Annotated in this window: 10 protein-coding genes; 6 read left to right on the top strand and 4 right to left on the bottom strand. The window is 55.7% G+C overall.

What is annotated here, in order from left to right; genetic code table 11:
• The first annotated feature begins 106 nt into the window (after positions 1–106).
• The 4 genes from Q371_RS12740 to Q371_RS12725 all read left to right on the top strand — a co-directional run bounded on the left by Q371_RS12740 (position 107) and on the right by Q371_RS12725 (position 5987).
• The gene (locus Q371_RS12740) at positions 107–970 is read left to right on the top strand and encodes a DUF2167 domain-containing protein (protein WP_034341195.1); all 864 of its coding nucleotides are present in this window, start codon (positions 107–109) and stop codon (positions 968–970) included.
• Positions 971–1073: 103 nt separating this feature from the next.
• A complete protein-coding gene (ruvB, locus tag Q371_RS12735; RefSeq protein WP_034341193.1) occupies positions 1074–2051 on the top strand; it encodes a Holliday junction branch migration DNA helicase RuvB in 978 nt (325 codons plus the stop codon).
• 222 nt (positions 2052–2273) lie between these two features.
• Positions 2274–4052 carry a DNA primase gene (dnaG, locus tag Q371_RS12730; RefSeq protein WP_034341191.1) on the top strand — a complete coding sequence of 593 codons (1779 nt, stop codon included), beginning with the start codon at positions 2274–2276 and terminating at the stop codon, positions 4050–4052.
• A gap of 234 nt (positions 4053–4286) precedes the next feature.
• Positions 4287–5987 (top strand): M1 family metallopeptidase, encoded by a 1701-nt coding sequence (locus Q371_RS12725; RefSeq protein ID WP_034341189.1) that lies wholly within the window; start codon positions 4287–4289, stop codon positions 5985–5987.
• 48 nt (positions 5988–6035) lie between these two features.
• Here the strand turns inward: Q371_RS12725 and hutH are convergent, their stop codons facing one another.
• The 4 genes from hutH to hutU are packed head-to-tail and all read right to left on the bottom strand — an operon-like array spanning position 6036 to position 11320.
• Entirely contained in the window at positions 6036–7553 is a 1518-nt protein-coding gene (gene hutH, locus Q371_RS12720) for a histidine ammonia-lyase (RefSeq protein ID WP_211253842.1), read from the bottom strand.
• Positions 7553–8758: an imidazolonepropionase gene (hutI, locus tag Q371_RS12715; RefSeq protein ID WP_034341186.1), complete on the bottom strand. Its 1206-nt coding sequence runs from the start codon at positions 8756–8758 to the stop codon at positions 7553–7555. Before hutI ends, hutH begins: the two co-directional genes overlap by 1 nt.
• Positions 8755–9663: an arginase family protein gene (locus Q371_RS12710; RefSeq protein ID WP_034341184.1), complete on the bottom strand. Its 909-nt coding sequence runs from the start codon at positions 9661–9663 to the stop codon at positions 8755–8757. Before Q371_RS12710 ends, hutI begins: the two co-directional genes overlap by 4 nt.
• A gap of 7 nt (positions 9664–9670) precedes the next feature.
• A complete protein-coding gene (hutU, locus tag Q371_RS12705; protein WP_034341182.1) occupies positions 9671–11320 on the bottom strand; it encodes a urocanate hydratase in 1650 nt (549 codons plus the stop codon).
• Between the two features lie 65 nt (positions 11321–11385).
• Between hutU and Q371_RS12700 the strand changes: the two genes are divergently transcribed.
• Together Q371_RS12700 and Q371_RS12695 are read left to right on the top strand one after the other, a co-directional pair.
• Entirely contained in the window at positions 11386–12087 is a 702-nt protein-coding gene (locus Q371_RS12700; RefSeq protein ID WP_034341175.1) for an IclR family transcriptional regulator, read from the top strand.
• Positions 12088–12469: 382 nt separating this feature from the next.
• A complete protein-coding gene (locus Q371_RS12695; protein WP_169743842.1) occupies positions 12470–12883 on the top strand; it encodes an ACT domain-containing protein in 414 nt (137 codons plus the stop codon).
• The last annotated feature ends 66 nt before the right edge of the window (positions 12884–12949 follow it).

Here is a 12949-nt window from a genome sequence, read left to right as displayed (position 1 = left end):
CCACCATTCTGTTATAAGCTAAACAACCTATAGGCATGTGAAAAGAATTTGTCATAGATTAAATGGATGAGGAATTGGGAACTCCACTGGAAATGTGAGGAAATCAATGAAAAAAATGCTGATTTTGGGCCTTTCGCTGCTGGGTGTTGCTCTGGGCCAGAGTGACACTTTTGATCCTGCACAATTTGAAAGAAGTTTGGTGTACCAGACCGGTCAGGTCAGCGTACTGAATCAGAAAGTCAACATTCAGGTGCCGGTCAACATGCGGTTTCTGGATGCCAGCAATGCACAGAAACTGCTGGAAGAAGGTTGGGGCAACCCTCAGGACCCCGATGTGCTGGGCATGCTGGTGCCTGCAAAAACCAGTCCCATGAGCAACTCGGGCTGGGGTGTGGTGGTCACCTATGAGGAAGATGGACACATTTCGGATAAAGACGCCAGCACCATCAACTACAGCCAACTGCTCAAAGACATGCAAGAAGCTTCCAGAAGCAGCAATGCAGAGCGCAAAGAGGCCGGTTATCCAACAGTTGATTTGATCGGCTGGGCCACCCCTCCCCGATACGATGGCCTCAGTCACAAAATGTACTGGGCCAAAGAGATTTCCTTTGACAGCGATCCTGTGCACACCCTGAACTACAACGTTCGTGTGCTGGGCAGGACTGGGGTTTTGAACCTCAATGCTGTGGCAGGCATGAACCAGATTTCTGAAGTCGAAGCAGCCATTCCAGAGATGCTGGATGCTGTCAGCTTCACCCCTGGCAACCGTTATGAGGATTTTCAGGCCGGACGCGACAAGGTGGCCGAATACGGTCTGGCAGCTCTGGTGGCCGGTGGGCTCGGGGCGGCAGCCAGCAAAACCGGGATTCTGGCCGTCATCTTGCTGTTCTTGAAGAAGTTCTTTGTGTTCATTCTGGCTGGAATCGCTGCCCTGTTCAGGGCCATCACGGGCAGAAGGCAGCAAGCTTAACCCAGAATCCATTGAAATGCCCCGGATTGAACCCTCCGGGGCATGCTCCTGAATTGTGCCCTCCCCCTCCCCTTCAATCTGTTTATAGCGTAAAATAGAAACAATGGAAGCCGACCTCACTTTGCGCCCGAAAACCCTCTCGGATTACGTCGGGCAGGAAAAAGTCAAAGAAAAACTTGCGGTGTACCTGCAAGCCGCCAAAACCCGAGCCGAAGCGCTGGACCACACGCTGATTTTCGGGCCTCCCGGTCTGGGGAAAACCACCCTCGCCCACATCATCGCTTATGAAATGGGCGTAAACATCAAAGTCACCTCTGGACCTGCCATCGAAAAGCCCGGAGATCTGGCCGCCATCCTGACCAACAGCATCGAAGAAGGCGATGTGCTGTTCATCGACGAAATCCACCGTCTGGGACGGGTGGCAGAAGAACACCTTTACCCGGCCATGGAAGATTTCAAACTGGACATCGTGCTCGGGCAGGGTCCAGCAGCACGCACCATCGAACTGCCCCTCCCGAGGTTCACTCTGGTGGGGGCCACCACCCGTCCCGGTCTGATCACCGCGCCCATGCGCTCCCGTTTCGGGATCATTGAGCACCTGGAGTATTACACCCCTCAAGAGTTGGCGTGGGGTCTGACCCGAGAAGCCACCCTGAACGGCTACGAGCTTTCCGAGGAGGCCGCTCTGGAAATCGGAGCCCGTTCACGCGGAACCATGCGGATTGCCAAACGTTATCTGCGCCGGGTGCGCGATTATGCCGTGGTTGCCGGAGAGCACAACATCTCCAGAGAACGGGCAGAAAAGGCTCTGGACCTGCTGGGTCTGGACTCTGCCGGTCTGGACGAACGCGACCTGAAGCTGCTGGAAACCCTGATTCACCGTTTTGCGGGCGGACCTGTGGGCCTCGACACCCTTGCCATTGCCATGAGTGAAGATGCCAACACCCTTGAAGACGTGTACGAGCCCTACCTGATCCAGCTGGGTTTCATGAAACGCACGCCCAGAGGCCGTGTGGCAACCGTGAGGGCTTACGAGCACCTCGGGCTGCCGGTGCTCCACTACGACGAAGATCAATATTGACCGTCTGGCACAATCAAAATGCGCTTTTCCCGTCTGAGTGAATTGCGCATTTTTTTGCAAAGATGTCAAGCGCTCCACTCTCTATTTACACCGTGACCTTGCTTTAAGATAGAATGACAACCCCGAATCTTGCGGGGCACGTTTGCGTGTGAACAAAAAATGGGACTTTTGAACAGAGGCTCCAGCACATTTTTCTTTTGCTGGAGGTGAAGAAAGACAGGCATGGGGACCAAAGAAGAAATCAAAGCCAGACTGAACCTCGCCGACCTGATCGGAGAGTACGTCCGTCTGACCCCTGCTGGAAACGGCAGGTTCAAAGGTCTGTGCCCATTCCACAAAGAAAAATCCCCCTCTTTTAACGTGGACATCAATCAGGGCTACTACTACTGCTTCGGATGCAAAGCCGGTGGAGATGCTTTCAAATTTCTGATGCAGGTGGAAAACCTCCCCTTCTCGGATGCCCTGCAAAAACTGGCAGACCGCACCGGCATCAAACTGGAATTCAACACCTCCGACAAGAAGCAACGGGACCTTTTTGAGGTCAATGAACTGGCCCTCAGCTACTTCCGCCAGAGCCTCAAAAAGCCCGAAGGCAGCGATGCTCTGGGTTACCTGTACGCCCGTGGCCTGACCGAAGAAAGCATCACCCAGTTTGAACTCGGGTATGCCCCCGCAGGATGGGACGGCCTGATCAAATTCTGCAAACTGCAAGGGGTTCACGAAGCCCAGTTGCTGCAAGCTGGACTCCTCTCCGAAGCGCAGGACACCGGACGGGTCTATGACCGCTTCAGAAACCGGGTGATGTTTCCCATTCGCGATTATCTGGGCCGGTTGGTGGGCTTCGGAGGCCGGGTCCTCGATGACAGCAAACCCAAATACCTGAACACCCCCGAAACCGACATCTTCAAAAAGAGTGAGTTGCTGTACGGCTTTAACATCGCCCGCAATCTGGCCCAGAGCAGCCATGAAATTGTGGTGGTCGAGGGTTACATGGACGTGATCGCCATGCACCAGTGGGGCTTCAAGCAGGCCGTGGCCACTCTGGGCACTTCATTGACTGCAGAGCACGGAGCGCTGCTGGCAAGGCAGGGCATCCGCACCGTCAAACTGATGTTCGACCAGGATGGAGCCGGACAGAAAGCCACTCTGGCAGGCTTGGACCAGATGCTGGGCAGCAAATTTTTGATCTCTGCCCACCGGGTCCCGAGTGGCAAAGACCCAGCAGATGCCCTGCAACACGGAGACACCGAAAGCATCCGCACCTCTTTGCAAAAAGGGGTCAGCGAGGTGGAATTCCGCATCCAGCACGCCATGACCCAGTTTGACCTGACCCACCCTGAGGGCAAACGTGGCTTCCTGCAAATGCTGCTTCCCCGCATGCAGGACCATGACATCTACGATGAAATTGCAGCCGAGGTGCGCCGTCAGGTCTCCGAAAAAGCTGGCATCGACGAAGCCAAACTGAACGAGTGGGTCCAGAGCAAAAGCAAACGCAAAAACCTCACCGAGGTGAACATCAAAGGCATGGTCTCCTCGCAAACCCAGGAAGACCGCCGTGAGCTGTATCTGGCTCAGCAAATCCTGCTGGACCCCAAACTGCTGCAAAAAATGGAAGGCTCCAGCCCCTTCAAAAACACCTTTGCAGAGGAAATCATCCGGGTGGCCCGAGAAAAACCCTCCCGCGAGGCCATTCTGGAACACTTCCGGGGTCGCCCAGAAGAAAAAATCCTGATGTCTTTCCTCTTTGAGAACCCCGAGGCCCAGATTCAGGCCCAGCATCAGGACATGGTGGAACGCCTCACCGAAATGAAAGAACAGGGCCTCATGGAAGCAGAATCCCTGCACACCCAGACCCTCATGAAAGATGAAGTCTCCAAGCTGAAAAAACAGCTGGCAACCGCAGATCCCACCCAGCAAATCCAGCTCCTCAAACAGATCAGCGAACTCCAGAGGGCCATTGAAGCGGAAAAACGTGGTCGGATGATGCGGACTCGGGCGTAGGGGTCGAGGGTTTTGTAGGGGCTAGGCGTGCCTCGCCCTGAGGCCGAGAGCATCGTGCTGTACGCATAAAACATGGTCAAGGGGAACTGTAGGGGCGCAGCACGCTGCGCCCCTCATCGCTTTAGCCAAAGCTTTCTTTTCCTTCTGCCTTCTGCTTTTTGCCATTCTTGGCCCTCAGCCCTCGGCATTCTCGCCTCCAACCCTTAAAATGTTCCTCTGGAGGATCTTTTCACAATGCACAAACACCTGATTTCCGCCCTTTTGATGTCAAGCCTTGCTTTCGCTGCCCCCAGAGTGGGAGAGCACGACAACGCTTACCGTCTGGTGTTTGACCTTGCTGGCAACACCGATTTTTCCGTGCAGGCCCTGACCAGTGGCATTCAAATTCAATTGACCCAACCTGTCCTGACCCCAGAGTCTGGAACGGTGAATGTGCCTTTTGTGCGCTCTTATGCCACCACAGCCAACAGCATCACCCTGAAGTTTGATCCTGCTTATTTGCAGGAGATCAAAGTGTCTTTTTTGCCTGCCTCTGGTGAGCAAAAAGCCCGTCTGGTGCTGGACTTGCCCAAAATGGTTCTGGCTTCTACACCACCCAGCCCTTCCAAAGATTTCCCAGTCCCAACCCCTGCCAAAAATCCAGAGGTGATGTATCCCGAGTCTCTGGACCCCAATCTGGATGTGCTGAATTACGATCTGGGTCTGGAGGTGGATGTTCAGAAGAATTTTCTGAAAGGCACGGCTTTGATCCAACTCAAGACGGTGGCCTCTACACCTGCCATCCGTTTGAACCTCCTGGGCCTGACGGTTTCAGAGGTGCAGGTGAATGGGAAAACCGCAGCTTTCCAGCAACAGGGGCAACACCTGCTGATTGATCTGAATGAAACCTCCAGCGTGGGCAAAACCTACCGTGTGCAGGTGATTTACTCTGGGGTGCCCAAAACCGTGAAAGATCCCGGAGACACTGAAGAAGATTCGGTGGGCTGGAAGAAATTCAAAGACGGAATTTACGTGCTGAACGAGCCCAATGGAGCCATGTCGTGGTTCCCTTGCAACGATCACCCGAGCGACAAAGCGACTTTCACCTTCCGCATCACGGTGCCCCTGCCTTACATGGGGGTGGCGAATGGGACGTCCAAAACCACAAGCAACCTGAACGACTCCAAAACCTACGTCTACGAGATGAAAGAGCCCATGGCCACCTATCTGGCCACCGTGCACATCAACCGTTTTGGGCAAGAAATCCGGCAACTGAGGCCCAACCTGAAGATTCGCAATTACTTTCCGGCCAGTCTTCCAGAGGATTTTCAAAAGAAAGAACTGGGCAAGCTGGAGGCCATGTTGAACTTCATGGAAAAGCAGGTGGGACCCTATCCGTTTTCAGAGTATGGGGTGATATTTACGGAGTATCCGACCCCTTATGCGCTGGAAACCCAGACCCTGTCCACCTTTCCCAGCCAGAAAAAAGCCGACTGGGCTTTTGTGCATGAGTTGTCCCACGGGTGGTTTGGCAACAGCGTGACACCCAAAACCTGGTCGGATTTGTGGCTGAGTGAGGGGTTTGCCACCTACTTTCAGGACCTCTGGCAGTACCCCAAAGAGAAAGACCTGAAGGCTTTTCTGAAAACCCGCTACGAGCGCAACCTCAAGAACAAAATGAAGCCCCCTTACATCACCGAGCGAAAAGAGTTGTTCAGCCAGAGGGCTTACCAGAGGGGGTCTCTGGTGCTACATGCTCTGAAATTCAAAATTGGAGAGAAGGCTTTTGGGCAGGTGCTGCAAAATTACCACAAAACCCATGCCTTTAAAAATGCCAGCACCGAAGATTTCGTGCAAAGTGTGGTCAAAACCACCGGGAAACCGGAGCTGAAAGGCTTTCTGGAAAAGTGGATCTATGGGTCTGTGGTGCCAGAGTTTCCGGAGTTGGGACAGTAACTCAAAAGACCGGGAGTGAATTCCCGGTCTTTTGCAGGTTTTTGTCTTTCAGTGCAACTTGCCCACTGCGTTGACTGCTGCCTGCACCAGACGCCCAGAGCGGACCATCTCACGGATTTTGCTGACCTCGGGTTTGAAGTAGCGGTCCCGTTCAAGGTGGGGGATTTCGCTGCGGATGGCGTCATAGACGGCTTTGACTCCATCTCCGGGCTTCAGGGGGGCCTGAAAGTCCAGCGCCTGTGCAGCCGAAACCAGTTCTATGGCCACCACCCAGAGGGTGTTTTCAAAGATCTGGTGGGCTTTGCGGCAGGCGATGGTGCCCATCGAAACGTGGTCTTCCTGATTGGCGCTGGTGGGGATGCTGTCCACACTGGCCGGGTGGGCCAGCACTTTGTTTTCGCTGACCAGACTGGCTGCGGTGTACTGGGAGATCATCAGGCCACTGTTGAGGCCCCCCTGATCGGCCAGAAAGGCAGGCAGTCCGCTGAGGGCAGGATTGAGCATCTGTTCAATGCGCCTTTCGCTGATGTTGGCCAGTTCAGCGATGGCGATTCCGGCATAATCGGCAGCAAGGGCCAGAGGTTGGCCGTGAAAATTGCCGCCCGAGATGACTTTCCCCTCGTCTGGAAAAATCAGGGGGTTGTCGGTGACGCTGTTCATCTCGATTTCGAGGACTTCACGGGCATGGCGCAAAGCGTCTCTGGAAGCCCCGTGCACCTGAGGGGTGGCCCTGAGAGAGTAGGCATCCTGTACCTTCTCGCAGTTCTCGTGTGAGACTTCGATTTCGGAGTTTTGCAAAAGCAGCCTGAGGTTTTCGCTGACCTGTCTGGCTCCGGGATGGGGTCTGAGGCGCACGATGCCTTCAGAAAAGGGTTTGTGGCTGCCTTTGAGGGCTTCGATGGTGGAAGCTGCGGCCAGATCCACACTGGACAGCAAAATCTCCACATCATGAATCAGCAGGGCCAGCAAACTGCACATGGCCTGCGTGCCGTTGATCAGGGCCAGACCTTCTTTGGCCTGCAGCACAATGGGGCTCAATCCCACTTCGTTCAGGACTTCTCTGGCCGGGCGAACCTGTCCCTGATGCTCCACTTCTCCCTCACCAATCAGGGCCAGCGTGAGGTGTGAGAGGGGAGCAAGGTCTCCACTGCTGCCCACCGATCCCTGAGAGGGCACCACAGGGTGGATCTGGTGGTTCAGGAAGTTCAGAAGCCCCTCAATCACCAGAGGACGCACGCCAGAGTGTCCCATGGCAAGGCTCTGTGCCCGCAAAAGCAGCATTCCGCGCACCACATCTCTGGGGAAAGCCTCCCCCACCCCGATGGAATGGGACAGAATCAGGTTGCGCTGGAGTTCTTCAAGCTGGTGGCGGTCAATGCGGGTGTTCTGGAATTTCCCGAACCCGGTGTTCACACCGTAAACTGGATCGCCCTTCAAGGTGATCTCCTCGATGAAGGTGCGGCTTTTCTGGACCCGCTCTCGGGCTGTGCCAGAGAGGGTCACCGTTTCAAAATCACGGACCACGGCAATGAAATCTTGCAGGGTCAGGTGCTGGTCAAGTTCAATCATGCTTCCTTTCCGGAAATGTACACTTTGCCGACAGCGTTGCCAAAACGGTAGGCGATTTCTCGCCAGTCGTGGCTGTCGAGCACCAAGAAATCGGCCTTCATGCCTGCTTCAAGGCGTCCGGTGTCAGAAAGCCCCAGAGCGTGGGCAGCGTTGGCGGTCATGGCGATGAGGGCTTCTGCAGGGGTGAGACCATTCAGGCGCACCCCGAGGGCAAGGGCCAGACTTGCACTGAACATCGGACTGCTGCCGGGATTGTGGTCGGTGCCAATGGCCACAGCCCCACCTGCATCAATGATTTTGCGGGCAGGTGCAGCAGGCAAACCCAGATGTAAAGTCACACCGGGCAGCACCGTGGCCACCGTCTCTGAGGCTGCCAGAGCCTGAATTTGCTGATCTGCAGAGGCTTCCAAATGGTCCACACTCAGAGAGCCCAGCTCACAGGCCAATTCCACCCCTCCCAGAGCGTGAAATTGATCGGCATGCAGTTTGGTGTGCAGACCGTGGCTTCTGGCAGCTTGCAAGATTTCTCTGGCCTCCTCTACAGTGAAAGCTTCTTTTTCCACGAAGACATCCACCGCAGAGGCCAGACCCTCTTGCGCAACCTCGGGAATCCAGACCTCCGTCACTTCACGGATGAAATCTTTGCGGTCCCGGTCTTTGGGGGGCAGGTGAATGAGCAAGGTCGGAACGATGCGGGCCGGAGTGAAGTCCTGCAAATCACGTATGGCTTCCAGCATGCGCATTTCGGTGTCGTAATTGAGGCCGTATCCGGTTTTGACCTCAATGGTGGTGGCTCCGCTGCGCACCAGAGCATTCATGCGTGGAACCGCCAGAGACACCATCTCAAAGGCAGTGGAGGCCTGCGTGTAACGCACCGTCTGGTGGATGCCTCCCCCTCTGGAGAGGATTTCTTCGTAAGAAACGCCTTTGATGCGGTCCTCAAAGTCATTCAAGCGACTGCCAGACCAGATCAGATGCGAGTGGGGATCAATCAGGCCGGGAACCACCGCTTTGTTGCGGAAATCCACGGTTTTGTCGTGGGCAGGGGCGTCTTTGCGTTCTCCCACCCACAGCAGGGTCTCCCCTTCCACCAGCAAGGCTGCGTCTTTGATGACCTTCAGGTTGCGTTGCTCGGGGCCTTTTTTCAGTTCAGGGCCGGTTGCGGTGGCCAGTTCCGTGATGCCAATGTAAAGCGTTTTCATTCGAACACCTCTTGAAGTGTTTCCATGATGAGCCTTGCGATCAGCAAATTGCTATTCCCGCTGTGGTCCAAATGGGGGGTGAGTTCCACCACATCTAGACCCATCAGATGGTTGCGCCGAACTGTTTCACGGATCAGGTGCATGGCCGTGCGGTAGGTCATGCCGTCCACCTCTGGACTGCTGGTGGCCGGAAGCACTGTGGGGTCCAGCACATCCACATCGAAAGACAGGTACACGTTTTTGTTCTCTGGAAGCTGCTGAATCACCTCTTGCAGGTCTTCGCAGGCCCACATGCCAATCAGGGTGTGACCTCTGACACGGGCTGCCTGAACCGCCTCCTCATCGAAACGCAGGCCCCTTAAGCCAATGGTGGTGATGTGTGTCAGGTTCGGCAGGTCTTCACAAGCCCGCCTGAACGGACTGGAATTGCTGAAACGCGTGTCGTTGCGCACATCGGTGAAATCCAGATGGGCATCGAGTTGCACGATGTGCAGGTCCTGAACATCTTCAAACGCCCGCAAAATCGGATAGGAAACGCTGTGGTCCCCTCCCAGAAAAACCGGAAGTTTCACGCTGGACCGCAGTTGTTTTGCTGCCAGAGTGATCCGGTCGCGGGCCAGTTCAGGCTCCAGACTGGGAAGCACCACATCGCCAGCATCCACCAGCTTCAAACCAGCCAGTTTGCGCGTTCCAGAGCGCAAATCGTAAAAACCTTCCTCGGGCAGGGTGTAACGCAAAGAGGCTTCACGGATGGCTCTGGGAGCAAACCGGGCACCGGGCCGAAACCCGAGGGCAATGTCAAAAGGAATGCCCAGCACGCCCACATCGGCATTGAAGGAAACGGTCAGGTCCACAACGGGAGACCTTGCGAATGAAATCAAACCCGAAAACGGCAAATGGGACATGCAAACCTCAGATCGACGGCAGGTCCAGACCGCGTTCTTTTGCGACCTGTTTGGCTTTGTCGTAGCCTGCATCGGCGTGGCGGATCACACCCATGGCGGGGTCATTGACCAGACACATGGAGAGGCGTTTTTCGGCCTCCTCGCTGCCATCGGCAACGGCAACCAGTCCAGAGTGCTGGCTGAATCCCATGCCCACACCACCTCCATGGTGGAAACTCATCCATGCTGCGCCACTTGCCACGCCCGTTGCGAAGTTCAGCAAGGGCCAGTCTGAAACCGCGTCACTGCCGTCCAGCATGGCTTCGGTTTCACGGTTGGGACTGGCCACCGAGCCAGCGTCCAGATGGTCCCGTCCGATCACGATGGGGGCTTTCAGGCGTCCATCTTTCACCATCTGGTTGAACATCAGTCCGGCCTGATCGCGCTCTTTGTATCCAAGCCAGCAAATCCGGGCAGGCAGCCCCTGAAAAGCAATCTGGTCTGCAGCGTATTTCAGCCAGTTTTGCAGTCGGTGGTCGTGTGGGAACAGCTCCAGCAATGCCTTGTCGGTTTCGTAGATGTCCTGAGGGTCACCACTGAGGGCTACCCAGCGGAAAGGGCCACGCCCTTCACAGAAACTGTCCCGGATGAACGCAGGCACAAAACCGGGGTAATCGAAGGCGTTTTGCACTCCAAATTCCTTTGCCCTCTGGCGCAGGTTGTTGCCATAATCAAAAGCCACTGCGCCCCGTTTCTGCATCTCCAGAATGGCCTCAACGTGCTTGGCCATGCTCTGGTAGGCCCTCTGGCGGTAGATTTCCGGTTGCTCACGGCGCAAAACATCGGCATCTTCGTCTGGACCCAACACAGGGATGTAGCCCCACATGGGGTCGTGGGCGCTGGTCTGGTCGGTCACCAGATCGGGGGTGAAGCCCATCTCCACCAGAGCAGGCACCACCTCGGCAGCATTCCCGAGCAGGCCAATGGAACGGGCCACACCCTGAGTTTTGTAAGATTCTGCACGCTGCAAAGCGTCTGGCAGGTTTTCGGCCACCTCGTCAAGGTAACGGGTTTCCAGCCTGCGCTGAATGCGGTGCGGATCAATCTCGATGTTGATGCTGACCCCTCCGGCCAGTTTGACTGCCAGAGGTTGTGCCCCTCCCATGCCACCCAGACCCGCGGTCACAGTGATGGTGCCTTTCAGGCTGCCTCCGAAGTGTTTTTCTCCAGCAGCAGCAAAAGTTTCATAGGTGCCCTGCAAAATGCCCTGCGTGCCAATGTAAATCCAGCTTCCAGCGGTCATCTGGCCGTACATCATCAAACCCTTGCGGTCCAGCTCATCGAAGTGTTCCCAGGTGGACCAGTTGGGCACCAGATTGCTGTTCGCCAGAATCACTCTGGGGGCAAGGCTGTGGGTTTTCAGCACCGCCACGGGCTTGCCAGACTGCACCAGCAAGGTTTCATCGTTTTCCAGACGGTCCAGCGTCTCCACAATTTTGTGGAAGGCTTCCCAGTTGCGGGCCGCCTTGCCCCGGCCTCCGTACACAATCAGGTCTTCGGGTTTTTCGGCCACTTCAGGGTCGAGGTTGTTCATCAACATGCGTTTGGCGGCTTCCTGAATCCAGCCTTTCGCGGTTTTTTCAGGCCCTCGGGGGGCACGCACCATGACTTGTTCCATGGGTCCAGCATGATCTGATTTTTAAGGGAGTACAATAAGGGTGTCCAGCATGATTGGACACCCTTATGCTCGAAACCCTGCAAAAAAGTGCCCAGATCTTGAAGCAATTCACCTCCACCCATCCAGAGTGGGGTTCCCGTGAACTGGCTTTGCACCTGCAACAACCCAGAAGCACCGTAAACCTGCACCTGCAAGCCCTTTCTCAGGCAGGATTCCTGAGAAAAACCCCCAGAAACAAGTACGCCCTGTCATGGCGTTTGCTGGAATTTTCCAGCCATTTGCACCAGCAACTCGGCTGGTATCAGCAGGCCATCTCCCTGATGAACCGTCTCGCAGAGGATGTAAAGGCCCTCACTTACCTGTGCGTTCAGGAAGGACAGGATGTGCTGTGCATCGCCAGAGCCCACCACGAACCACAGGAACACCGCGAAATCCAGACCGACCTGTACTTGCCCACCCACGCCACCGCAGCAGGCAAAGTCTTCTGCGCCTTCTCTGACTTGCAAGTGAAGAAATTCGAGGGCTACACACCGGGCACCATCACCACACCAGACGAATGGGAAACCGCCCTGAAGAAAGTGCGAGAAGACGGTTACGCCCTGTCTCTGGAAGAATGGGTGTCCGATTCCTGCGCTCTGGCAGCTCCGCTCTGGCATGAAGAAAAACTTGTGGCCGTGCTGGGGTTGCAGGTCAAGACTGTGCGGTTCAGGGGCCAGAAGGGGGCATTATTGCAGGCGTTGTTGGAGAGGGTGGAGGGGATCTGGTGAGGGCTTCGCCCTGATGCCGAGAGCCGAGCGGCCCAGCGCGAAACTGGCCGTCCAGTGAGCGCGTAGTGGGGCCAAGCCGAGAGCCAAGAGCCGAGAGCCGAGAGCCGAGAGCCGAGAGCCGAGAGCCGAGAGCCGAGAGCCGAGAGCCGAGAGCCGAGAGCATGATGTGCTAGACGGTAAAAATCGTCAAGGGAAATGTCTTTAGGGGCGCAGCGTTCTGCATCGCTTTCGCCAAAGCTGTCTTTTGCCCTCGGCCCTGTGCCCTCGGCTCTCGGCTTTTCCATTGCTTCTAAACAAGTGACAGGTTTCCCAAGCAAGATCTCTTAGAGTAAAGACAAATAGCCCTGATCAGAACTGACACAGCCCCCCTACAATGAGACCCATGAGAGTGATGGAGTCTGAAACGAGAAAGCGAGGCAGCATGGTCACCTTACAGCGCCTGGATGGAGAATACGCCATCATCAAATTTTCCCCGGACAGCACCCCCCCAGAGTGGGCTTTTCAGGGGGATTTCTCCAGCGTCACCCGCACCCCCAGCGAACTGTCCATTGTTTGCGACGCACGTTTTGCTCCCCTGCAAGCCAAAGCCGAAATCGGCTGGGTGGTTTTTCAGGTGATGGGTCAGTTTGGCTTTGAACAGTACGGCATCCTCGAATCCCTGATCCGTCCTCTGTCCGATGCCGGAATCAGCATCCTCTCGATTTCCACTTTCGACACCGATTACATTCTGGTCAAAGACAGTCAGGAAGAAAAAGCCCGTGCTGCATGGACAGACGCTGGCTATCGTTTCGAGTAAGCCCCCTGTTCTTCGCTGATGCTCAGAACTGTCCCCCTAAAAGGGGGACAGCTTCAAACGGAGTGA

Source organism: Deinococcus misasensis DSM 22328 (genome assembly GCF_000745915.1).
Lineage (GTDB): Bacteria > Deinococcota > Deinococci > Deinococcales > Deinococcaceae > Deinococcus_C > Deinococcus_C misasensis.
The sequence above is the reverse complement of the archived record's forward strand: the minus strand, read 5'-3'. Positions and strand labels throughout refer to the sequence as shown.

What these genes read in the sequence shown, in the direction of transcription:
- Q371_RS12740 (WP_034341195.1), top strand. Translation starts at nt 107, where the DNA reads ATGAAAAAAATGCTGATTTTGGGCCTTTCGCTGCTGGGTGTTGCTCTG.
- ruvB (WP_034341193.1), top strand. Translation starts at nt 1,074, where the DNA reads ATGGAAGCCGACCTCACTTTGCGCCCGAAAACCCTCTCGGATTACGTC.
- dnaG (WP_034341191.1), top strand. Translation starts at nt 2,274, where the DNA reads ATGGGGACCAAAGAAGAAATCAAAGCCAGACTGAACCTCGCCGACCTG.
- Q371_RS12725 (WP_034341189.1), top strand. Translation starts at nt 4,287, where the DNA reads ATGCACAAACACCTGATTTCCGCCCTTTTGATGTCAAGCCTTGCTTTC.
- hutI (WP_034341186.1), bottom strand. Translation starts at nt 8,758, where the DNA reads ATGAAAACGCTTTACATTGGCATCACGGAACTGGCCACCGCAACCGGC.
- Q371_RS12710 (WP_034341184.1), bottom strand. Translation starts at nt 9,663, where the DNA reads ATGTCCCATTTGCCGTTTTCGGGTTTGATTTCATTCGCAAGGTCTCCC.
- hutU (WP_034341182.1), bottom strand. Translation starts at nt 11,320, where the DNA reads ATGGAACAAGTCATGGTGCGTGCCCCCCGAGGGCCTGAAAAAACCGCG.
- Q371_RS12700 (WP_034341175.1), top strand. Translation starts at nt 11,386, where the DNA reads ATGCTCGAAACCCTGCAAAAAAGTGCCCAGATCTTGAAGCAATTCACC.
- Q371_RS12695 (WP_169743842.1), top strand. Translation starts at nt 12,470, where the DNA reads ATGAGAGTGATGGAGTCTGAAACGAGAAAGCGAGGCAGCATGGTCACC.